Here is a 20,356-nt window from a genome sequence, read left to right on the forward strand (position 1 = left end):
GGACGATGGCGGCATGGCCGCCCTCAGTCCTCTCCTCAAGCAGGCAACCCCCGTCGTCGTGGACCACGCCCAGGGCAGTTGGATCCACGGCACGGACGGTCGCGACTACCTCGACTTCACCACCGGCATCGGCGTCACCAGCACTGGCCACTGCCACCCCGATGTCGTCGCGGCCGCCCGCGAACAGGTCGGCAAGATCATCCACGCCCAGTACACGACGGTGATGCACCAGCCGCTGCTCGAGCTGACCGAGAAGCTGGGCGAGGTGCTGCCGGCCGGGCTCGACTCGGTCTTCTACGCCAACTCCGGCTCCGAGGCCGTCGAGGCCTCGATCCGGCTGGCCCGGATGGCGACCGGCCGGCCCAACATCGTCGTCTTCCAGGGCGGCTTCCACGGGCGGACGGCCGCCGCCTCCAGCCTGACCACCGCCGGCACCAAGTTCTCCGCCGGCTGGTCGCCGCTGATGCCGGGCGTGCACATGGCGCCCTTCCCCTACGCCTACCGCTACGGCTGGGACACCGACACCGCGGTGGAGTTCGCGCTGCGCGAGCTGGACTACCTGCTGGCCACCCGCACCGCGCCGGCCGACACCGCCGGGATGTTGATCGAGCCCGCGCTCGGCGACGGCGGCTACCTGCCGACCCCGCCCGCGTTCCTCGAGGGCCTGCGCGAGCGCGCCGACACCCACGGCATCGTGTTGATCATCGACGAGGTGCAGACCGGCGTCGGGCGGACCGGGAAGTTCTGGGGCCACCAGTACTCGACCGCGGCCCCGGACATCCTGATCACCGCCAAGGGCATCGCCTCCGGCTTCCCGATCTCCGCGATCGCCGCGCCGGAATCCCTGATGAGCAAGGGCTGGCCGGGCTCCCAGGGCGGCACCTACGGCGGCAATGCCGTCTCGGCCGCCGCGGGCGTCGCGACGCTGCGGGTGATCGAACGAGACGGCCTGGTCGAGAACGCCCGGGTCCGCGGCGAGGAGCTGCTCGCGGGGGTACGCAAGCTCGCCGAGGACTACCCGATCAAGGCCGGCCGCGGCATCGGCGACGTGCGCGGCCTCGGGCTGATGCTCGGCGTCGAGTTCAGCAACGACGACGGCAGCCCGGACGCGGAGACCGCGCTCGCCGTGCAGCAGGCCACCACCGGCCACGGGTTGTTGTCGCTCACCTGCGGGCCCCAGGGCAACGTGGTCCGGCTGATCCCCGCGCTGGTGGTGAGTTCCGACGAGATCGCGACGGGCGTCGAGCGCTTCGGCGCGGCGCTCGCCGACGTGCTCGGCAAATGAACCTCTACACCTTCAGCGACGCGGAGTACTCCGCGCGGATGGCCGCGGTCCGGCGGCGGATGGCCGACACCGGACTGGACGTGTTGTTGATCAGCGACCCGGCCAACCTGTTCTACCTGATCGGCTACGACGCGTGGTCGTTCTACACCCCGCAATTGCTCTACGTGCCGCTGGACGGCGACACGATCTTCTACGCGCGCGCGATGGATGCCCACGGCGCCACCCGGACGAGCTGGCTTCCCGCCGATCAGGTGGTCGGCTACCCGGAGGGCTACGTCCACCGCGACGCCGAGCACCCGTTCGACTGGGTCGGCGAGCGGCTCGCGGCCGACATCGCGCCCGGCTCGCGGATCGGCCTCGAGCTCGACACCCACTTCTTCAGCCCGAAGGCCTACCTCGCGCTGCGCGCCGCGCTGCCCGGCCGCGAGCTGGTCGACTCCGCCGAGTTGGTCAACTGGGTACGCGTGATCAAGTCCGACACCGAGATCGACGTGCTGCGCCGCGCCGCACAGATCACCACCGCGGCGATGACCGCCGCGCTCGAGGCGATCGACGTCGGCGTACCGCAACACCGCGTCGCGGCGGCGATCAGCGCCGCCCAGATCGGCGGCACCGACGAGGTCTGGGGCGACTATCCCGCCATCGTGCCGATGCTGCCGACCAGCGAGGCCGCCGACACCCCGCACCTGACCTGGACCGACCGCCGCTTCGCCGCCGACGACGCGGTGGCCATCGAGCTGGCCGGCGCGCACCGGCGCTACCACGTTCCGCTGGCCCGCACGATCGTCCTGGGCCGCGCGTCGGACCGGATTCGCCAGACCGAGGAGGCGGTCGCCGAGGGCCTGGCCGCCGTGCTCGACACGATGGCGGCCGGCGTGCCGGTCCGCGACGTGTCCGAGGCCTGGAACGCGGTCCTGCGCCGGCGCGGGCTGGCCAAGGAGAGCCGCCTCGGCTACTCGATCGGCATCGCGTACCCACCGGACTGGGGCGAGCGGACCGTCAGCATCCGCCCCTCCGACGACACCGTGCTGGCGCACAACATGACCTTCCACGTGATCTGCGGGATGTGGATGAAGGGCTACGGATACGAGGCCTCGGAATCGGTACGCGTGACCGACGACGGCGTGGAATGTTTCACCGACTTCCCCCGCGGCCTACTGACGAAGGAGTGATCATGGCATCGAAGCGACGCACCGACGACCGCGCCGACGGGCCCGCCCGCGGCGTCGATCCCCGGATCCCCCTCGCCGACCGGGCCGGCCAGCTCGTCGGCTCCGTGATCGACTCCTCCACCTCGCTGCTCGCCGCGCAGAGCCACGACATCGTGCGGTTCGCGATGGGCGCGCCGGCCGACGAGGCGATGCCGGTCAAGGAGTTCATCGACGCCGCCGGCAGCGCCTGGGACGCGTCGTCGTTCACCTACGGCGCGACCGAGGGCGAGCCAGCGCTGATCGAGGCGGTCTCCGACGGCCTCGGCGCCGAGGTCGACCCCGAGCGGATCGTGATCACCTCCGGCGGCATGCAGGGCCTGGACCTCGCCGGCAAGCTGTTCATCACCCCCGGTGATCTTGTCGTGGTCGAGTCGCCCACCTACACCAACGGCTCGGCCACCGCGCTGTCCTACGGCGCCGAGCTGCTGGAGGCGCCGATGGATGCCGACGGGCTCGACGTGGATGCACTGGCCGAGGCGGTCGAGCGCGCCGGGCGTACCCCCGCAGCGATCTACACCATCCCCAACTTCCAGAACCCGTCCGGGGTGACCTTGTCGGTCGCCCGCCGCGAACGGCTGATCGAGCTGGCGCGCGAGTGGGGCGCGGTGATCATCGACGACGATCCCTACGGCCTGTTGCGCTTCGCCGGAGAGGACCTGCCGGGCTTCGGCGAGCTGTCGGGCAACGACCCGCTGGTGTTCTCCGTGCGTACCTTCTCCAAGATCCTTGCGCCCGGGCTGCGAGTCGGCTGGGTCGAGGCCGATCCGTCGCTGCGGCAGTTGTTGATCAACGCCAAGCAGGCGATGGACACCTGCACGAACGTGCCCAACCAGCACCTGGTCGCCGACTTCATCGGTCGCGGCGGGCTGTCCGATCACCTGCAGCGACTGAAGATCACCTACGCCGAGCGCCTTGCCGCGCTGCGCGGCGCGCTCGCCGAGCGACTCGGCGACCGGATCACCGTGACCGAACCCGAGGGTGGGTTCTTCTGCTGGGTGACGCTGCAGGGTGCCGACGCCGAGATCGAGGCGAACCGGCTGTTCGAGATCGCGCTGGCCGAGGGGGTGGCCTACATCCCCGGGCCGGCGTTCTCCCCCGCCGGGCGGTTCGGCGACGCCCTGCGCCTGTGCTTCGCCTCCACCACCCCCGAACGCATCGTCGAGGGCGTCGACCGGCTGACGACGGCGCTCGACCGGGCGCGCGCCGAGCTGGACGAGCGGCCCGGGCGGGTGGGATGACCGAGCCGCTGGTCGAGCTGACGCGCAGCCTGATCACCGCCGGCGGGGAGAACCCGGGCGGCACGGAGGCGGAGACGGTACGCGTGCTCGCCGATGCCTGCGCCGCGCGCGGGATCGACGTCGAGCTGATCGAGGTGGCGCCCGGGCGCCCGAACCTGATCGCCACCCTGCCCGGCGGCGACGGCCCCGGGCTGTTGTTCCTCGGCCACTCCGATGTCGTGCCCGCCGGGCCCGGTTGGACGCGCGAGCCGTTCGGCGGCGAGGTGGCCGGCGGGCGGATCTTCGGCCGCGGCGCGACCGACATGAAGGGTGGCCTGGCAGCGGTGATCACCGCGATGGACCGGTTGCGCGGCGCCGGGCTGTCGGGCCCGGTCACCCTCGCCTGCACCGTCGATGAGGAGGACACCGGCCTCGGCATCCGGGCGCTGGTGCGGCGCGGCTTGTCGGGCAGCTATCTCGGCTGTGTGGTCGCCGAACCGACCGATCTGGAGACGGTGATCGCCTGCCGCGGCGACAGCTATCTCGACGTGCGGATCACCGGCGTACCCGCGCATTCCGGGCGCCCCAGCGACGGGCGCAATGCCATCGACGCCGCCGGCCGGGTGCTGGCGCTGGTCGCCGAGGACCAGCGCCGGCTGGCCGCATCGCCCGACCCGCTGCTCGGTCACGGCACCTGGAGCAGCGGCATGATCAGCGGCGGCCGAGGCGTCTCCATCGTCGCCCCCGACTGCCTGCTGCAGCTCGACCGGCGGCTGATGCCGGACGAGGACGCCGGCGTGCTCGCCGCCGAGCTGGCGGACCGGATCGATGGGGCCGGGATCACCGGCGACGGGATCGGCGTCGAGGTCGGTGTCGCGATGGAGATGCCGGGGTTCCGGACGGCGGCCGATCATCCGCTGGTACGGCTCGCGGGTGGTACGCCGGGCGCTTGGAGCGCGGCCTGCGACGGCGGCTTCGTCGCCCGCGACCTCGGCATCGACTGCATCATCCTCGGCCCCGGCGGGCTCAACGACCAGGCGCACCAGATCGATGAGTCCGTCGGCATCGCCGAGCTGGTCGAGGCCACCGATCGCTACGAGCGGCTGGCCCGCGAGCTGCTGGGCGGCGCCCGCTAGGTCGCCGGGAGGACGGGCTGTCTGTCCCATCCGCGAACCCAACCGGCACCCGCGAACCCAACCGGCACCCGCGAACCCAACCGGCACCCGCGAACCCAACCGGCACCCGCGAACCCAACCGGCACCCGCGAACGATACTCAGCCCGCACCTGCCGGTTCGGCCCGCGCCTGCGGTACGCCGCGACTCACGATCGCTCGGCGGCCTCGAGCATCCGGGCGGCCAGGCGTCGCAACTCATGCACCAGCTCTGGCGGCTCGATCACCCGGAAGCCGACGCCGAGGGCGACCAGATGCATCGCCTCCCAACCAAGATCGAGCCGGCCGAGAACCAGCTCGCAGTGCCCGTCGTCGATGGGCGTGATGGTGCCGGAGCGCGGAGGAACCAGGGCGGCGCCGCGCTCGGCCGAACAGTCGAGGATGACCCGGATCTGTTGCGGATAAGGGCTTTCGGCGACGGAATGGCGCACCCACTCCAGCGGGTCCGGATGATCACGCGCCGGGAACTGCCAGGTGGTCACCCGGATCGCGCCGACCCGGTCCAGCCGGAAGGTACGCCAGTCGTCGCGATCGCGGTCGAAGGCCATCAGGTACCAGTAGCCCGAGAGGTCGACCAGCCGGATGGGTTCGACCTCGCGGTCGGACTCGGTCCCGTCGCGGGCCGTGTAGCCGAATCGCACCCGCAGGCGCTCCCGGCACGCCCGCGCCAGCGCCAGCAGGTCGTCGGCGTCGATGCGGGCGGCGACCGGGTGCACACTGGTCGCCTCCGAGATCGCCCGCACCTGGGCCCGCAGCCGCGGCGGGAGCACCTGGTCCAGCTTCCCGAGCGCGCCGACCGCGCCCTCGCCGGCCCCGGCGACGCTGCCGCCCGCGGTCTGGGCGAGCGCCACGGCAACGGCGACGGCCTCGGCATCGTCCAGCAGCAGCGGCGGCAGGGTGCGCCCGCGACCGAGCTGGTAGCCCCCGGCCGCGCCGTGCGCGGCGTGCACCGGGTAACCCAGCTCGCGCAGCCGCGTCACGTCGCGCCGGATGCAGCGGGTGGTGACCCCGAGCCGTTCGGCCAGCTCGGGGCCGGACCAGACGGGACGCTGTTGCAGCAGCCCGAGCAGTTGCAGGACGCGCTCGGTGGTGCGGGCCATGCAGCCAACCTAGCCGCCGTGCGGACCGAATCAGTCCTGTTGGCGCGGCACGATCGGACCATGAGCAACGTGAACGCGACACTGCGCGAACAACTGGACTGGCACTGGACCAACCAGCTCCGCCCGCGGCTGGCGGGGCTCACCGACGAGGAGTACCTGTTCGAGCCCGCGCCGGGCGCCTGGACCGTCCACCCCCGCGAACAGGACCGCACGCCGATGCAGGCCGGCAGCGGCGCATGGGTGATCGACTTCGCCCTCCCCGAGCCGAGCCCGCCGCCGCTGACCACCATCGCGTGGCGCCTCGGGCACCTGATCGTCGGCGTCTTCGGCATGCGCAACGCTGGGCACTTCGGCGGGCCGCCGGCGGACTACTTCGGCTGGGACTACGCTCCCGATGCCGCGACCGCGCTGGACCAGCTCGACGAGGGGTACGCCCGGTGGCAGGCGGGCGTCGCCGGCCTCGGCGAGGAGGGCCTGTGGCGGCCGGCCGGCGAGACCGAGGGGCCGCATGCCGACCAGACCATGGCCACGCTGGTGCTGCACATCAACCGCGAGGTCATCCACCACGGCGCGGAAATCGCGCTGCTGCGCGACCTGTGGACGCATCGGAAGAAGAACTGATCATGGGCGTCGAGGTACAGGTCACCTTCGATTGCGCCGACCCGGGCGCACTCGTGGAGTTCTGGGCGTACGCCGTGGGCGGCACGGTCCAGCCGCCGCCCGACGGCTTCGCCTCCTGGGCCGAGGCGCTCACCGCCTGGGGCGTACCGATATCCGAGCACAACTCCCGCTCCGCGGTGATCGATCCCGGCGGGGTGACGCCGCGCCTGTTCTTCCAGCGGGTGCCCGAGCCGAAGACGGCCAAGAACCGCGTGCACCTCGACCTGCGGGCCGCGCCCGGACTGACCGGCGCGAGCCGGACGGGTTCGGCCTGGGCCACTTGATCATGCGCGACCCCGAGGGCAACGAGTTCTGCCTGGACTGATCAGTTCGTCAGGTGCAGCCAGCGCCCGAGGTCGGCGAGCAGGCCGCGCAGCTCGTCCCCCGGCTCGCGGCCGGTGATCAGCGACACCCGCACCCGGGCGGCGAACGGCAGCTCGCTGATCACCTCGCCCTCGTGCAGGTCGTGAGCGAGCGCGCTGCGCGGCACCACCCCGAGGCAGCCGCGCCAGCGCACCATCGCCAGCGTGGTCGGCAGCGTCGCGCCCGGCTCGGCGTCGGCGCCCAGCCCGATCAGCCGCTCCTGCACCACCGGCCCCATCCGGTCGTAGGTGCTGTGCACGACGCGATGGCCGCGGTACGCCCGGCGCCCGCGACCCGGCGGCGGCGTACCGGCCGCGCGGAGCAGCACCAACCGGTCCTCGCCGAGCCGGTGGCTGATCACCCGCCTGGGCAGCGTGACCTGGTCGGCGATCGCGACGATGGCGGCATCGAGGCATTCCTCGGCGACCAGCTCGATCAGCCGCGGACCATGATCGACCAAGGGAGTGATCGGCCGGCCGAGCAGGCTCTCGAACGACGGGATCACGCTCGGGGCCATCGCGGCGATCGCGCCGATCCTGGGGCGCCGATCGGCCGCGGCCCCGAGCGCCGCGGCATAGGCCCCGTCCAGTTCGCCGAGCACCCGGTTCGCGAGCGCAGCCAGCTCGGCCCCCGCCGCGGTGGCGCTCGCCCCGGTCGCATCGCGGGTGAACAGCAACGCCCCGCACCGCCGCTCGATCCGCGCGAGTCGCTGGCTGGCCGAGGGTTGCGCGATGCGCAGCATGCGGGCCGCCGCGCCGATCGACCCCGTCTCGGCGATCGACGCGATCAGCCGCAGGTCATCCACGCTCGGCGTCGCGCTCATAGGACGATCCTATGGCCGGTACGCCAGATGTCCGAGCTACCGCCCTGGTGCGGCCCCGGACAGGATGGTCGCCATGACGCAGACGATCACGCAGCTGTCCCCCGACCGGGCCCGCGCCTGGCTCGACCGCTGGGACGCCCAGCAGGCCACCTTCTTCGCCGACCGGGAGGAGCGCTTCGCCGTGATCGGCGACGTTCTCGCCCACGCGATCGAGCGTCCCGATCCGTTGATCATCGACCTCGGTGTCGGCCCCGGCTCGCTCGCGGCGCGGCTGCTGCGTCGGCTGCCGAGCGCCCAGGTGATCGGCATCGACCAGGACCCGCTGCTGCTGGGGCTGGCCGAGGCGGCGTACCGCGACGAGTTCGGCGGGCGTTTCCGCGCGGTCACAGGCGACCTGGGCGAGGCGGGGCGGCTCGACCGGCTCGGGCTGCACCGCGCGCCCGACGCCTTCGTCTCCACCACCGCGCTGCACTGGCTGGACCCGACCGCCCTGCGCGAACTGCTCGGCACCGCTGCCGGGGCGCTCGCGCCCGGCGGGGTGTTCGTCGACGGCGACCACCTCTACGAGCGGACCGACCGCTTCGACGCACTGCTCCGCGAGGTCGGCGCGACGGCCCGCACGCGCCGCGGCGAGCAGCCGGGCGAGGGCTGGCAGGAGTGGTGGCAGGCGGCCTCGGAGGCGCCGGAGCTGGCCGAGCTGTGGGCGGCGCGCGAGCGTACCGACCTCGGCCATCACGTCTCGTCGCCCGCGACCGTCGGCGACTACCTGGCGGCGCTGCGCGAGGGCGGCTGCGCCGAGGTCGGCCAGGTCTGGCAGTGCGGCGACGACCGGGTGATCGTCGGCATCCGCTGACCCCTCCGATCCGCCCCCCCTCCCCTCCGACCGCGCCACCTCCCCTCCGATCCGCCCCCTCCCCTCCGACCGCGCCACCTCCCCTCCGACCTCGCCACCTCCCCCCACCTCCCCCAGCCGATTGTTTCCGTAGTTATGCCCGCTATCCGTGCCGGATAGCGGGCATAACTACGGAAACAATTCGAGGCGAGGGTGCAGCGACGGAGAGCCCGGGTGCGGCGGCGGGAAGCCCCGGGTGCGGCGACGGGAAGCCCCGGGTGCGGCGACGGGAAGCCCGGGTGCGGCGACGGAGAGCCCGGGTGCGGCGGCGGGGAGCCCGGGGCGGCGGGGAGGCTCAGGCCTCCAGCACGGCGTGCAGGAACTGGCGGGTTCGCTCCTGGGTCGGGTTGCCGAAGATCTGCGACGGCGGGCCGTCCTCGATGGCGGCGCCGTGGTCGAACATCACCACACGATCGGAGATCTCCTGGGCGAACCGCATCTCGTGGGTGACCAGCAGCATCGTCATGTCGGTGCTGTGGGCAAGATCGCGGATCACGTTCAGCACGCCGCCGACCAGCTCGGGGTCGAGCGCGGAGGTGGGTTCGTCGAAGAGCATCACCCGCGGCTGCAGCGCCATCGCCCGCGCGATGGCGACCCGCTGCTGCTGGCCGCCGGACAACTGACCGGGCCGCTTGCGGGCATGCTCGCTCAGGCCGACCATCTCCAACAGCTCCATGGCGCTCGATGTGGCCTCGGCCTTCGGCTTGCCCTGGACGTGCACCGGCGCCTCGATCACGTTCTCCAGGGCGGTCATGTGCGGGAAGAGATTGAACTGCTGGAAGACCATCCCGATCCGGCTGCGGGTACGCCGCATCGCCGCGGTCTCGCGCGGCTTCTGGCCGGCCCGCAGGTTCCACAGCTCGTCGCCGTCGACGCGTACCTGCCCGCTGGTCGGCGACTCCAACGTCATCAGGATCCGCAGGATGGTGGTCTTGCCCGACCCGGACGGGCCGATGATCGACACCTTCTCCCCCGGCGCGACGGTGAAATCGAGTTCGTTCAGCACGACATGCTGGCCAAATGCCTTGGTCACGTTGGAGAAGCTGATCATCGGTTCTCCGGCCGCGGGCCCACGCGCTGCTCGGTCATTGTTGGGTGGCAAGGCGGGCCTCCAGTCGATTGACGATCAGCGAGGACGGATAGCTGACCAGGAAGTACAAGATGGCGGCGATGGTGAACGGCTCGAGGTAGCGGAACTCGCTGATACCGATCCGCTGCGCCGTCGCCATCAGCTCGATGACCGTGATCGCCGACAGCACGGCCGAGTCCTTGAACATCATGATCAGGTAGTTGCCGAGCATCGGCACCACCGTGCGGAAGGCCTGCGGCAGCACGATCCGGAACCACACCCTGGCCCGCGGCAGGTTGAGCGCGGTCGCCGCCTCCCACTGCCCCTTGGCCACCGACTCGATACCGGCGCGATACACCTCGGCCAGGTAGGCGCTGTAGTTGATCCCGATCACCAGCACCCCGGTGACGAGCGCGGAGAACGAGATGCCGAAGTTCGGCAGCACGAAGAAGGCGAAGTACGCCTGGACCAGCAGCGGCGTACCCCGGACGAACAACACACCGAACGTCAACACCTGACTGAGCACCGGGATCCGCAGGTAGCGCAGAATGGCGACGACCAGGCCGAGCACCGCGGCCAGCGCCGTGCCGAGCAGGGTGATCTGCACGGTGGTGACCAGCCCGCGCAGCAGCGTGGGGATGATCGAGATCGCGAACTGGTTGTCCCAGATCATGGCGCGACCGTCCGGTTGCGGCCCAGCACGTCGAGCAGGCGCACCTTGGGGATGTCGCGCCGGTCGAGGGAGAACCGGCGCTCGAGCATCGCGGTGAGCGCGCTGATCAGCATGCTGAGCAGGAAGTAGACGACCAGGATCACGCCGAAGACGGTCAACGACTCACCGGTGGAGGTCCGCACCTGCTGGGCGGCGAAGGTCAGGTCGAGAACGGTGATCAACGAGACCAGCGAGGTGTTCTTCAACAGATCGACCATCACATTGCCCATCGGCGGCAACATGATCGGGACGGCCTGCGGGATCAGGATCCGTCGCATCCGCTTGCCGGCCGGCATGCCACAGGCGATCGCCGCCTCGGTCTGCCCCTTGGGCAGCGACTTGATCGCCCCCCGGACGACCTCGGAGGCATACGCGCCCTCGTTCAGGCCGAGCACCAGCACGGCCGCGGTCAACGGGGCGAGCTGGATGCCGAAGAACGGCAGGGCGAAGAAGAACCAGAACAACTGCACCAGCATCGAGGTGCCGCGAAACACCTCCACGAACACGCCGGCCGGAATCCTGACCCACGCGTGTGACGACAGCCGGGCGAGGCCGGCGGTGAACGCGACGATGATCGTCAGGATCCCGCCGAGCACGGTGATCAGCAGGGTCATCCCGAGGCCGCGCAACAGCAGCGGCAGGTATTCGAGCACGACGCTCATGGCGTCGCGTCACCCCTCGTTTCGGCAGAGCTCTTCTGCGGTGACACCCTCGACGGCGGCCGGGTCGAAGCCCCACTTCTCCTCGATCTGGGCGAACTCGGGCGTCGCCTTGAACTCGGCGAGCTTCTCGTTGTAGGCCTGCTGGAACGCGGCATCGGCCTTCCGGAACGCCGCACCGGAGCCGGTCCGCGGGGCGTCGGCGATCGGTTCGGTGATGTCGAATGCCGCATCCTCGCCGATCAGGGACTCCAGCGACAATGTGGGCAACAAGAAGGCGTCGCAGCGCTTGGCCTTGAGCGCCTCGACCCCGGATCGTCCGTCGTCGACCTGGACCTGCTGGGACTCCGGCACCTTGGCCGACTTCAGGATGCCTTCCTCGAACCCGCCCGGAATGACGCCGATCTTGAGATCGGGATTGGCATTGATGTCGGCGATGGTCGTGATGTTCTTCGGGTTTCCCGACGGTACGCCGAAGGACTCGGTCGAGACGATCACCGGCTCGGAGTAGAGCACCTCCGCGCAGCGCGACTGTTTCATGAACAGGCCTGCGGCGATCACGTCCCAGCGGTTCGCCTGCAGGCCCGGAATCATCGACTCGTACGGGGTGACGATGCCCTGGATCTCCGGGATGTCCAGCAGCTTGGCGACCGCGCGCAGCACGTCCGGCTCGCAGCCGGTCACGCTGCCGTCGGCCTCCAGCTTGGTGTAGGGCGGTTCATTGCCGATCGCCACCCGGAGGAAACCCTGCTTGCGCGCGGTTTCCAGAAGATCACCGGCCGGCTGGCCGGCGGGGCCACCCGGGGTGGTGGTCGTACAGGCGCCCAGTGCGCCCGCAGCCGCGACGCCCGCGCTCACGGCGAAGAGCGTGCGACGGCTCAGAAAGATCGACATTGAGTGCCCCCTCGTAGTCGGCTGTCAGGAAACCTACGGAGCACCGCGACTGATTGTCAACAATCTGATGTTAGGAAGATGTTTCGATCAGGTCACCGTTCCGTCTCGCCCAGGACGCGCTGCATCCCGTCCTCCATGTGGGCGGCGAGCAGGGTCTTGGCCTGTTCGAGGTCGCCGGCCAGCACGGCTCGCGCGATGGCGTCGTGCTCGGCCACCCGCTTCTCGTTGTCGTCATAGGTTCCCTGCATCCGGGTCAGGCACAGGCGGGTCTCGGTCAGCAGGGTCTCGTGCATCCTGAGCAACCGGGGGCTGGCGGCCAACGCGACCAGCCGCTCGTGGAAGCGCAGGTCGGCCTCGGACATCTCGGTGGAATTCGGGGCGCCCGCCAACTCGCGCATCTCGGCGACCACGTCGAGCAGGCTCTCGGCGCTGGCGCCTCCGTCGTTGATCAACAGCTCGACCGCCGCCCGCTCGATCGCCGTGCGCGCCAGGTAGATGTCGCGCACCGCCTGGGGGTCGAGGTCCATCACGAACAACCCGCGATTGCGATGACTGACCAGCAATCCCTCCTGGGTGAGTCGCTGCATCGCCTCGCGCAGCGGGCCCCGGCTGACGCCCAGCTCGCGGGCCAGCTCGGCCTCGGCAAGCTGCTGCCCGGGCGCGAATCGCCCGTCGGCAATCGCCGCGCGCAACTGCCGGGCGATCAGTGACGGGGTCGACTCGCGAACCACCGGACGCAGCGTGCTCATCAGTCCTCCCAGCGTTCGAAGTACAGCTCCTCGCCCCGTGCACCGCCCATCCAGACGTCCTGACAGGCGGCCGCGAGCTCGTCCAATCCCTCGACGATCGTGCCGAAGACATTGCCCGGCACCCAGCCCACATCACCGTTGATCAACAAGTTGTTCCGTCCGTAGAAGACGGCCAGGTCGATCACGGTCGCGTGCTCGCGGGCGGCGGAGGCGTCCTCGTAGCCGTAGGCCGGGTTGCCGAGATCACCGGCGAAGGTGAAGTAGCAAAGATCACCCGGGATCGGTGTGATCGTGGTGTTCTCGGGCCCGGGCTCGCCCTCGGCGAACTTCGGGAACAACGCATAGATTTCGTTACGGGCGTACTTGCCGTGATAGACCTGCCCGCCCAGCGGCAAGGCATCCCAGACCGCCCGTGCGGTACGCGGTGCCGCCTCGTCCAGCAGCAGCGCGCGGCAACTCACGCCGCGATTGCGCAGCCCGACGCGAAGATAACGATCGGCCATCTCAGCTCCCCTCCCCGGGCTCGGGCGGCCGCACCGGCCCGAGATCGGCATTTCGTTCGTAGGCATCGGCAACCCGCAGCACAAGATCATCGCGATGCCGGGCGCCCACCACCTGCAGCCCGACCGGCAGGCCGTCGACCAGCCCGCAGGGCACGGTGATCGCCGGCTGCTGGGTCAGGTTGAACGGATACGTGTAGGGCGTCCACGAGGTCCAGTCCTGACTCGCCGATCCCTCCGGCACGTCGACGCCGGCCTCGAAGGCCACCCGCGGCAACGTCGGGGTGACCAGGACGTCGTGATCGCGATGCAGCCGGCCCATCCGCTGGCCGAGATCCATCCGGCGGGCATTCGCCGCGATGTAGTCGTCCGCGCTGAACGGGCCGTGCCGCCCCAGCGCAGCCCTGATCTTGGGGTCGATCCGCTCCTCGGCCCCCGGTCCGTAGCCCGCCACCACCTGCCGCGCACCGCTGAACCACAAGACGTGGAAGGCATCCGCGGGATCGTCCCAGCCCAGCTCGACCTGCTCGACACTCGCGCCGAGGTCGGCGAGCCGCGCCACGGCCCGCTCGACCGCTGCCTGCACCCCGGGCTCGTTGCGCCCATAGCCGAGGTCCGGGCTGTACGCCACGCGCACCCCGGCAAGATCATCGGCCCCGAGGGCATCGGTGAAACTGGTCGCCGGGGTCGGCATCGCCGACCAGTCGCGATGATCGAATCCGGTGATCACATCGAGCGCCACGGCGGCGTCGGCGACGCTGCGGGTCATCGGTCCGGCGTGGCTGAGCGTACCGAACGGGCTGGCGGGCCACAGCGGGATCAGGCCGTAGGTCGGCTTCATCGCGACGATGCCGCAGAACGCGCCGGGAATGCGTACCGATCCGCCGCCGTCCGTGCCGATCGACAACGGGCCGATGCCCTGCGCGACGGCCGACGCCGACCCGCCGGACGAGCCGCCCGAGGTGCGGGTGCGGTCCCAGGGGTTGGTCGTGACGCCGGTGCGCGGGCTGTCGGTGACGCCCTTCCAGCCGAACTCCGGTGTCGTCACCTTGCCCAGCAGCACCGCGCCCGCCTCGCGGAGCCGGGCGACCGCCGGGGCATCCTCGGTCCAGGGCTCGGACTCCGGCGTGATCAACTCCGAGCCGCGCAGCGTCGGCCAGCCGGCGGTGTAGAGCAGGTCCTTGATCGACACCGGTACGCCGTCCAGCGGCCCGGCCGACGTACCCGCCGCGAACCGGTCGCGCGCGGCGGCGGCCTGTGCCAGCGTCTCGTCGCGATCGATCAGGCAGAACGCATTGGTGCCGTCGGCCTCGGCCAGGTCGAGCAGCGCGGCCGCCACCTCGACGGGGTCGAGCCGCCGCGACCGGTACGCCTCGGCCAGCTCACCAGCACCGAGCCAGCGCAGCTCCTGGGTCATCTGTGAACCTTCCCACACACCTTTATTGTCAACAATCGACCAGCCAGTGACACTGTAACCATGACCAGGCGGATCGCGATGCTCTACCCCGGCCACAGCGCCGAGGACGACTACCCCGTGCTGGCCGAGCGGCTGGGCGTCGACCTGCCCGTCACCCACACCTGGGAGGGCCCCACGCTGCACGACGTCGAGTCGTTGCGGGCGCTCGGCACGGACGATCAGTTGCATCCGGCGGCCGCTGCCGCGGGAGCGGCGGACACGGTCATGTGGGCCTGCACCTCGGGCAGCTTCGTCTACGGCTGGGACGGCGCCCGCGCGCAGGCGGATCGACTCGCGGTCGCGGCCGGCGTACCCGCATCCTCGACATCGCTGGCCTTCGCCGCCGCGCTGGCCCGGCTGGCCATCGACCGGGTCGCCGTGGCGGCGACCTATCCGGCGGACGTGGCGGCGGCCTTCACCGACTTTCTCGGCGGCGCCGGGGTCGCGGTCACCGCGCTGACCAGCCACGACATCCCCTCGGGCGAGGACGCCGGACGGGTCGGCGACGCGGGGGTACGCGAGCTGGCGCGCAGCGTCGACCGCGCCGGCGCCGACGCCCTGCTGCTGCCGGACACGGCGCTGCGCACCGCGCGCCTGATCGACGAGCTGGAGGACGAGCTCGGGACCACCGTGCTGACCGCCAACCAGGTCACCGCCTGGCAGGGGATGGTGCTGGCCGGCGTCGAGGCCCCCGACACGGGCCCCGGGCGGCTGTTCCGCGGCTGACCCGGCTCAGAGCCCGGCGGCGACGGGCAACGGGCCGGCGGCCGCGCGGACCGCCCCGTCGATGGTCACCTGATTGGCCGTCAGCACCGGCTTGCCGAGCTCGCTCGACAGGTCGTCGACGATCGCGCGCGTCGGCAGGTTGGTGCAACTGACGAAGATCGCCTCGGCGAGGTCGTTGTCGGCCGCGCGGATCAGGTCGGCCGTCGTGGCGTACGGGACGTTCCAGATGTCGCGATCCAGGCCCAGCCCGCGCGAATCGACCACCCGGTGTCCGGCCTCGACCAGGAAGGCCGCCAGCAGGTCGCTGAGTTCGGCACGATAGGGGGTGACGACCGACAGCGAGCTGATCCGGCGGACGGCCAGCTCCTCGAGCAGTGCACCGGACGTGGTCACCGCGGGTACGCCGACCGCCTCGCTGATCACCCGGGAGATCCGCCGCTCGCCGGCCACGCCGCCGACGAAGCTGCCGGAGGTGCAGGCATAGGCATACGCCACCGGCGCCACCGCCGCGATGCTGCGCGCGGCGACCACCAGGTCATCGGTGTCGCTGAGCTCGCTGACCATGGCCAGGTCGACGACATGGCTGCGCTCCGGCAACCGCGTCAGGTGCAGCAGTACGCTCGCCGGGGCGTACTCCCACAGCTCGCGGTCCAGCGCCATGTCGTGGGGGCTGATCACTCCGATCCTGATCATGTCGCACCCGCATCCCCTCGCTCAGCCCAGCACTGTCTGCAGCCCGGCGACGAGCTCGTCGAGATCGTCGTCGGTGAAGATCAACGGCGGCGAGATCTGCAACGCGCCGACGCCGATCGGCCGGGCGATCACCCCCGCGTCGCGCAGCTCGCGCGAGACGGCGGCCGCGGTCGCCGGGTCGGCCAGTTGCACCGAGGCGAGCGCGCCCACGCCGCCGCGGATCTCCGCCACCGCGTCCAGCTCGCCGATCGGGGCCAGCCGCTGCATCAGCTTCGCCTCCAGGCCGAGCGCCGATTCCAGCAGATTCTCCCGCTCGATGATCGCCAGATTGGCGAGCCCGGCGGCGGCGGATGCGGCGTGCCCGGAGTAGGTGTAGCCGTGCCGGAACCACGCCTGCCCGGTGAAGAACGGCTCGGCGACCCGGGGCGCGACGAGCACCGCCCCCATCGGCAGGTAGCCCGAGGTCAGGCCCTTGGCCGTGGTGATCAGGTCCGGCTCCAGCCCGAAACGGGTGGAGGCGAACCACGACCCGCCGATCCGGCCGTAGCCGGTGATCACCTCGTCGGCGATGAACAACACGTCCAGCTCGGCGCAGATCTTGCGCGCTCGCAGCAGATAGTCCTCCGGCGGCGGATAGACCCCGCCGGCACCGATCACCGGCTCGCAGAAGAAGGCGGCCACATTCTCCGCGCCGACCTGCTCGATCGTGCCGCGCAGGCTCTCCGGATCGTCCCAGGAGACGTGGGCGACATCGGGCAGCAACGGGCCGCCGAGGCCCTCCTGGTTGGGCGGGATCCCGCCGAGCGCCGTCCCCGCCCAGTGGCTGCCGTGGTAGGCCTTCTGCCGCCCGATGATCGTGTGCCGGCCGGGCTGGCCGATCTCGGCCCAGTAGCGGCGGGCCAGCTTGGCGGCGGTCTCGATCGAGTCCGAACCGCCGGAGGTGAAGAAGATCTTGGAGCCGGGCACCGGGGCGATCCCGGCGAGCCGCTCGGCAAGCTGCTCGGTGACATCGGTCGCGAAGTCCCCGAACCCCGTGTAGGCGGCGATCCTCGACATCTGGTCGGCCACCGCCTCGGCGATCTCGGTACGCCCGTGCCCGACATTGGCGTACCACAGCGCGGCGGTGGCATCGAGGTAGCGCCTGCCCTCGGCGTCGAAGACGTGACTGCCCTCGCCGCGCGCGACGACGAACGCGCCGTCGCGTTCGACCGCGCCCATCTGCGCGAACGGATGCCACAGACTGCCCATCTCGCCACCCTTCGACGTTGGTTCCGGACGACGCTAGCACCGCGATCGGGCGGCGACAGGGGCGGAGCTGCGATACCTCAGTCGGCGAGCGGGCCGAACGGCAGGCCGAGGCGCTCCAGCATGGCCGCCCCGCCGTCCTCGGCGGTGAGCACCCACAGCCCGTCGGCGGTGACGGAGATCGTGTGCTCCCAGTGGCAGGCCCAGGATCCGTCGCGGGTGACCATGGTCCAGTCGTCGTCCAGGGTCGCGGTGACCGGCGTACCGAGCGTCAGCATCGGCTCGATGGCGAGCGCCATCCCCTCGACGACCCGCGGCCCGCGGCCCGGCTTGCCCTCGTTCGGCACGTTCGGCTCCATGTGCATCTGCGAGCCGATGCCGTGACCGACCAGGTTCTCGGCGATGCCGTAGTCGACGTCGCGGGAGCGGACCAGGCCCTCGATGGCGGCGCTGATGTCGGTCACCCGGCCGCCGAGCTTCGCCGCGCCGATCCCGGCCCACAAGGCATCGTGGGTGACCCGGCACAGTTCGGCCGCCTCGGCGGTCGCGGGCTGGCCGACGAAGACGCTGCGCGCGGCGTCGCCGTGCCAGCCGTCGACGATGGCGCCGCAGTCGATCGAGACCAGATCCCCCTCGCGCAACACCCGGTCGCCGGGAATCCCGTGCACGACCTCGTCGTTCACGGAGACGCAGATCACGCCCGGGAAGCCGCCCTCGCCGTGCTCCTCCCCGTAGTTGAGGAAGGACGGCGTGGCTCCCGCCGAGGCGATCACGCCGGCAGCGATGGCATCCAGCTCGCCGGTGGTGATGCCGGGGCGTACCTCCGCCGTGGTCGCCATCAGGGCCTGGGCCACGACCTTGCCGGCCCGCCGCATCGCGAGCAGTTGCTCGGGTGTCTTGATCTCCACCCGGCGTCCGCCGAACATCACAACCCCCGGTCAGCCCCGAGCGTCCAGGGCGTCCGCGATCCGCTGCCCGACCTCGTCGACGGACCCCAGACCGTCGATGCGGATCAACAGCCCGCGCTCGGCGTAGGCATCGAGCAGCGGCGCGGTCTCGTCGGCATAGACCTGCTGGCGTACCCGGATCGCCTCCTCCGAGTCGTCGGCGCGGCCCTCGGACTCGGCCCGCTTCACCAGCCGCGCGACCAGCTCGTCCCGGTCGGCCTCCAGGCAGATCACCGCATCGAGCTGCGCCGAGCGCGCGGTGAGCAACTCGTCCAGCGCGGCGACCTGGGCGACGGTACGCGGGTAGCCGTCGAGCAGGAATCCGTGGCGCGCGTCCTCCTCGGCGAGGCGGTCGGCGACGATCTGGTTGGTGATGTCGTCGCCCACATAGCCGCCGGCGTGCATGATCCGCTCCACCTCCAGGCCGAGCGGCGTGCGCTGGGCGACATTGCTGCGGAAGATGTCACCGGTGGAGATTGCCGGTACGCCGTAGCGCTCCGCGATGCCCTTCGCCTGTGTGCCCTTGCCGGCCCCGGGCGGGCCCATGATCAGCAGACGCATCCGTGCGTCCCCTCTCTCTCGGTGACCGGCCGCAGCCGGTGGTGTTGCGGGATCATCGCAGGAAGCCCTCGTAGTTGCGCTGCTGCAGTCGGCTCTCGATCTGCTTCACGGTATCGATGCCGACGCCGACGATGATCAGCAACGACGTGCCGCCGAAGGGGAAGTTCTGGTTGGCGCCGGGCAGGAACGCGAAGGCGAAGGTCGGCAGCAGCGCGATGACGGCCAGATAGAGCGAGCCGGGGGCGGTCAGCCGGCTCAGCACATAGCCGAGGTAGCGAGCGGTCGGCGCGCCGGCGCGGATGCCGGGGATGAAGCCGCCGTACTTCTTCATGTTGTCGGCGACCTCTTCGGGGTTGAAGGTGATCGAGACATAGAAGTAGGCGAAGGCGATGATCAGGACGAAGAAGACCGCCATGTAGATCGGGTGATTGCCCTGCACCAGGTTGTTCTGCACCCAGCTCGAGACCGGCCCCGTGGGATCGAACTGGGAGTAGAGCACCGGGATGTAGAGCAGCGAGGAGGCGAAGATGACCGGGATGACGCCGGCCTGGTTCACCTTGATCGGGATGTAGGTGGAGGTGCCGCCGAACATCCGCGTGCCGACCATTCGCTTGGCGTAGTGCACCGGGATCCGGCGCTGCGCCAGCTCGATGTAGACGACGGCCGACATCACCAGCAGGCCGATCGCGACGACCAGCACCAGAGTCACCCAGCCGGCCTGCCCCGGCTGGGCCTCCTTGATGGCCCACAGCGCGCTCGGGAAGGTCGCGGCAACCTGGGTGAAGATCAGGATCGACATGCCGTTGCCGATGCCCTTCTCGGTGATCAGCTCGCCGAGCCACATCACCAGGCCCGTTCCGGCGGTCATCGTCATCACCATCACGATGATCGGGAACAGCGAGGTCTCATAGACCAGCCCGTCGCAACCGGGGAACAGCCCGCCGCTCACGGCGAGCGAGACGAACGCGGTGGAGTTGAGGATGGCGAGGACGATCGTCAGGTAGCGGGTGTACTGGGTGATCTTGGTCTGCCCGGCCGCCCCCTCCTTCTTGATCTCGTCCAGCTTGGGAATGACCACGGTCATCAACTGCAAGATGATGGACGCCGTGATGTAGGGCATGATGCCGAGCGCGAAAACGGCCAGTTGCAGCAGCGCGCCCCCGGAGAACAGGTTGATCAGCGAATAGATCTGCTGACTGCCCTCTCCGCCGATGCCGCCGGTCATGCCGAGCTGCCGACACTCGTTCAGGCGCTGGATGTTGACATTGGGCACCGGGATGACCGAGCCGAGCCGGAAGATGGCAACAATGCCGAGCGTGAACAGGATCTTGATCCGCAGATCAGGCGACCTGAACGCGTTCGCGAAGGCGGATAGCACCGAGCCCTCTCCTCGTTGGCAGTCGTGGCGCGCCGTGCGGCGTG

Annotated in this window: 22 protein-coding genes; 8 read left to right on the forward strand and 14 right to left on the reverse strand. The window is 70.7% G+C overall.

The features are described from left to right. Positions 1–13: 13 nt before the first annotated feature. The 4 genes from GGQ54_RS04875 to GGQ54_RS04890 are packed head-to-tail and all read left to right on the forward strand — an operon-like array spanning position 14 to position 4,849. Positions 14–1,285 carry an aspartate aminotransferase family protein gene (locus GGQ54_RS04875; RefSeq protein ID WP_179444372.1) on the forward strand — a complete coding sequence of 424 codons (1,272 nt, stop codon included), beginning with the start codon at positions 14–16 and terminating at the stop codon, positions 1,283–1,285. Beyond that, positions 1,282–2,457, forward strand: coding sequence for a M24 family metallopeptidase (locus GGQ54_RS04880; protein WP_179444373.1), 1,176 nt, complete (start codon positions 1,282–1,284; stop codon positions 2,455–2,457). Before GGQ54_RS04875 ends, GGQ54_RS04880 begins: the two co-directional genes overlap by 4 nt. 2 nt (positions 2,458–2,459) lie before the next feature. Then, positions 2,460–3,734, forward strand: a complete 1,275-nt coding sequence (locus GGQ54_RS04885; RefSeq protein ID WP_179444374.1) for an aminotransferase-like domain-containing protein — start codon at positions 2,460–2,462, stop codon at positions 3,732–3,734. Beyond that, positions 3,731–4,849, forward strand: coding sequence for a M20 family metallopeptidase (locus GGQ54_RS04890; protein ID WP_179444375.1), 1,119 nt, complete (start codon positions 3,731–3,733; stop codon positions 4,847–4,849). The genes GGQ54_RS04885 and GGQ54_RS04890 overlap by 4 nt, the downstream gene beginning before the upstream one ends. 185 nt (positions 4,850–5,034) lie before the next feature. Here GGQ54_RS04890 and GGQ54_RS04895 read toward each other — a convergent pair whose 3' ends face one another. After that, positions 5,035–5,985 carry a helix-turn-helix transcriptional regulator gene (locus GGQ54_RS04895; RefSeq protein ID WP_179444376.1) on the reverse strand — a complete coding sequence of 317 codons (951 nt, stop codon included), beginning with the start codon at positions 5,983–5,985 and terminating at the stop codon, positions 5,035–5,037. 60 nt (positions 5,986–6,045) lie between these two features. Between GGQ54_RS04895 and GGQ54_RS04900 the strand changes: the two genes are divergently transcribed. Together GGQ54_RS04900 and GGQ54_RS04905 are read left to right on the forward strand one after the other, a co-directional pair. Then, positions 6,046–6,606, forward strand: a complete 561-nt coding sequence (locus GGQ54_RS04900; RefSeq protein WP_179444377.1) for a DinB family protein — start codon at positions 6,046–6,048, stop codon at positions 6,604–6,606. Between the two features lie 2 nt (positions 6,607–6,608). Then, positions 6,609–6,929 carry a VOC family protein gene (locus GGQ54_RS04905; RefSeq protein WP_246292553.1) on the forward strand — a complete coding sequence of 107 codons (321 nt, stop codon included), beginning with the start codon at positions 6,609–6,611 and terminating at the stop codon, positions 6,927–6,929. Positions 6,930–6,970: 41 nt separating this feature from the next. On the opposite strand, the gene GGQ54_RS04910 is transcribed toward GGQ54_RS04905, so the two are convergent. Continuing rightward, complete coding sequence (locus GGQ54_RS04910; protein WP_179444378.1) at positions 6,971–7,831, reverse strand: LysR family transcriptional regulator; 861 nt, start codon at positions 7,829–7,831, stop codon at positions 6,971–6,973. A 73-nt stretch (positions 7,832–7,904) separates the two neighbouring features. Between GGQ54_RS04910 and GGQ54_RS04915 the strand changes: the two genes are divergently transcribed. Further along, a complete protein-coding gene (locus GGQ54_RS04915; protein ID WP_179444379.1) occupies positions 7,905–8,684 on the forward strand; it encodes a class I SAM-dependent methyltransferase in 780 nt (259 codons plus the stop codon). Positions 8,685–9,018: 334 nt separating this feature from the next. On the opposite strand, the gene ehuA is transcribed toward GGQ54_RS04915, so the two are convergent. From ehuA to GGQ54_RS04950, 7 genes are all read right to left on the reverse strand, one after another. Further along, the gene (gene ehuA / locus GGQ54_RS04920) at positions 9,019–9,774 is read right to left on the reverse strand and encodes an ectoine/hydroxyectoine ABC transporter ATP-binding protein EhuA (RefSeq protein WP_179444380.1); all 756 of its coding nucleotides are present in this window, start codon (positions 9,772–9,774) and stop codon (positions 9,019–9,021) included. A gap of 34 nt (positions 9,775–9,808) precedes the next feature. After that, positions 9,809–10,465 carry an ectoine/hydroxyectoine ABC transporter permease subunit EhuD gene (gene ehuD / locus GGQ54_RS04925; RefSeq protein WP_179444381.1) on the reverse strand — a complete coding sequence of 219 codons (657 nt, stop codon included), beginning with the start codon at positions 10,463–10,465 and terminating at the stop codon, positions 9,809–9,811. Beyond that, positions 10,462–11,166 (reverse strand): ectoine/hydroxyectoine ABC transporter permease subunit EhuC, encoded by a 705-nt coding sequence (ehuC, locus tag GGQ54_RS04930; RefSeq protein ID WP_179444382.1) that lies wholly within the window; start codon positions 11,164–11,166, stop codon positions 10,462–10,464. The genes ehuD and ehuC overlap by 4 nt, the downstream gene beginning before the upstream one ends. A gap of 9 nt (positions 11,167–11,175) precedes the next feature. Continuing rightward, the gene (ehuB, locus tag GGQ54_RS04935; protein ID WP_179444383.1) at positions 11,176–12,057 is read right to left on the reverse strand and encodes an ectoine/hydroxyectoine ABC transporter substrate-binding protein EhuB; all 882 of its coding nucleotides are present in this window, start codon (positions 12,055–12,057) and stop codon (positions 11,176–11,178) included. A gap of 92 nt (positions 12,058–12,149) precedes the next feature. Further along, positions 12,150–12,806 carry a GntR family transcriptional regulator gene (locus tag GGQ54_RS04940; protein ID WP_179444384.1) on the reverse strand — a complete coding sequence of 219 codons (657 nt, stop codon included), beginning with the start codon at positions 12,804–12,806 and terminating at the stop codon, positions 12,150–12,152. Next, entirely contained in the window at positions 12,806–13,309 is a 504-nt protein-coding gene (locus GGQ54_RS04945) for a DUF3830 family protein (RefSeq protein ID WP_179444385.1), read from the reverse strand. Before GGQ54_RS04945 ends, GGQ54_RS04940 begins: the two co-directional genes overlap by 1 nt. A gap of 1 nt (position 13,310) precedes the next feature. After that, entirely contained in the window at positions 13,311–14,723 is a 1,413-nt protein-coding gene (locus tag GGQ54_RS04950; protein ID WP_179444386.1) for an amidase, read from the reverse strand. A 60-nt stretch (positions 14,724–14,783) separates the two neighbouring features. On the opposite strand from GGQ54_RS04950, the gene GGQ54_RS04955 reads away from it, so the two are divergent. Continuing rightward, a complete protein-coding gene (locus GGQ54_RS04955) occupies positions 14,784–15,488 on the forward strand; it encodes a maleate cis-trans isomerase family protein (RefSeq protein WP_179444387.1) in 705 nt (234 codons plus the stop codon). 6 nt (positions 15,489–15,494) lie between these two features. Here GGQ54_RS04955 and GGQ54_RS04960 read toward each other — a convergent pair whose 3' ends face one another. The 5 genes from GGQ54_RS04960 to secY form a co-directional block, all read right to left on the reverse strand. Further along, positions 15,495–16,181, reverse strand: coding sequence for a maleate cis-trans isomerase family protein (locus GGQ54_RS04960; protein WP_179444388.1), 687 nt, complete (start codon positions 16,179–16,181; stop codon positions 15,495–15,497). A 21-nt stretch (positions 16,182–16,202) separates the two neighbouring features. Continuing rightward, entirely contained in the window at positions 16,203–17,429 is a 1,227-nt protein-coding gene (locus tag GGQ54_RS04965) for an aminotransferase family protein (RefSeq protein ID WP_179444389.1), read from the reverse strand. Positions 17,430–17,506: 77 nt separating this feature from the next. Then, the gene (gene map, locus GGQ54_RS04970) at positions 17,507–18,352 is read right to left on the reverse strand and encodes a type I methionyl aminopeptidase (RefSeq protein ID WP_179444390.1); all 846 of its coding nucleotides are present in this window, start codon (positions 18,350–18,352) and stop codon (positions 17,507–17,509) included. A 12-nt stretch (positions 18,353–18,364) separates the two neighbouring features. Continuing rightward, complete coding sequence (locus tag GGQ54_RS04975) at positions 18,365–18,934, reverse strand: adenylate kinase (protein ID WP_179444391.1); 570 nt, start codon at positions 18,932–18,934, stop codon at positions 18,365–18,367. Positions 18,935–18,986: 52 nt separating this feature from the next. After that, on the reverse strand, positions 18,987–20,312 hold the full coding sequence (gene secY / locus GGQ54_RS04980; protein ID WP_179444392.1) for a preprotein translocase subunit SecY: 1,326 nt from the start codon (positions 20,310–20,312) through the stop codon (positions 18,987–18,989). Between the last annotated feature and the right edge of the window lie 44 nt (positions 20,313–20,356).

Origin of the sequence: Naumannella cuiyingiana (assembly GCF_013408305.1) — a bacterium.
In the GTDB taxonomy this organism is placed as follows: Bacteria; Actinomycetota; Actinomycetes; order Propionibacteriales; family Propionibacteriaceae; genus Naumannella; species Naumannella cuiyingiana.

Coding starts and splice junctions, on each gene's coding strand:
- GGQ54_RS04875 (WP_179444372.1), top strand. CDS start 14: ATGGCCGCCCTCAGTCCTCTCCTCAAGCAGGCAACCCCCGTCGTCGTG.
- GGQ54_RS04880 (WP_179444373.1), top strand. CDS start 1,282: ATGAACCTCTACACCTTCAGCGACGCGGAGTACTCCGCGCGGATGGCC.
- GGQ54_RS04885 (WP_179444374.1), top strand. CDS start 2,460: ATGGCATCGAAGCGACGCACCGACGACCGCGCCGACGGGCCCGCCCGC.
- GGQ54_RS04890 (WP_179444375.1), top strand. CDS start 3,731: ATGACCGAGCCGCTGGTCGAGCTGACGCGCAGCCTGATCACCGCCGGC.
- GGQ54_RS04895 (WP_179444376.1), bottom strand. CDS start 5,985: ATGGCCCGCACCACCGAGCGCGTCCTGCAACTGCTCGGGCTGCTGCAA.
- GGQ54_RS04900 (WP_179444377.1), top strand. CDS start 6,046: ATGAGCAACGTGAACGCGACACTGCGCGAACAACTGGACTGGCACTGG.
- GGQ54_RS04905 (WP_246292553.1), top strand. CDS start 6,609: ATGGGCGTCGAGGTACAGGTCACCTTCGATTGCGCCGACCCGGGCGCA.
- GGQ54_RS04910 (WP_179444378.1), bottom strand. CDS start 7,831: ATGAGCGCGACGCCGAGCGTGGATGACCTGCGGCTGATCGCGTCGATC.
- GGQ54_RS04915 (WP_179444379.1), top strand. CDS start 7,905: ATGACGCAGACGATCACGCAGCTGTCCCCCGACCGGGCCCGCGCCTGG.
- ehuA (WP_179444380.1), bottom strand. CDS start 9,774: ATGATCAGCTTCTCCAACGTGACCAAGGCATTTGGCCAGCATGTCGTG.
- ehuD (WP_179444381.1), bottom strand. CDS start 10,465: ATGATCTGGGACAACCAGTTCGCGATCTCGATCATCCCCACGCTGCTG.
- ehuC (WP_179444382.1), bottom strand. CDS start 11,166: ATGAGCGTCGTGCTCGAATACCTGCCGCTGCTGTTGCGCGGCCTCGGG.
- ehuB (WP_179444383.1), bottom strand. CDS start 12,057: ATGTCGATCTTTCTGAGCCGTCGCACGCTCTTCGCCGTGAGCGCGGGC.
- GGQ54_RS04940 (WP_179444384.1), bottom strand. CDS start 12,806: ATGAGCACGCTGCGTCCGGTGGTTCGCGAGTCGACCCCGTCACTGATC.
- GGQ54_RS04945 (WP_179444385.1), bottom strand. CDS start 13,309: ATGGCCGATCGTTATCTTCGCGTCGGGCTGCGCAATCGCGGCGTGAGT.
- GGQ54_RS04950 (WP_179444386.1), bottom strand. CDS start 14,723: ATGACCCAGGAGCTGCGCTGGCTCGGTGCTGGTGAGCTGGCCGAGGCG.
- GGQ54_RS04955 (WP_179444387.1), top strand. CDS start 14,784: ATGACCAGGCGGATCGCGATGCTCTACCCCGGCCACAGCGCCGAGGAC.
- GGQ54_RS04960 (WP_179444388.1), bottom strand. CDS start 16,181: ATGATCAGGATCGGAGTGATCAGCCCCCACGACATGGCGCTGGACCGC.
- GGQ54_RS04965 (WP_179444389.1), bottom strand. CDS start 17,429: ATGGGCAGTCTGTGGCATCCGTTCGCGCAGATGGGCGCGGTCGAACGC.
- map (WP_179444390.1), bottom strand. CDS start 18,352: ATGTTCGGCGGACGCCGGGTGGAGATCAAGACACCCGAGCAACTGCTC.
- GGQ54_RS04975 (WP_179444391.1), bottom strand. CDS start 18,934: ATGCGTCTGCTGATCATGGGCCCGCCCGGGGCCGGCAAGGGCACACAG.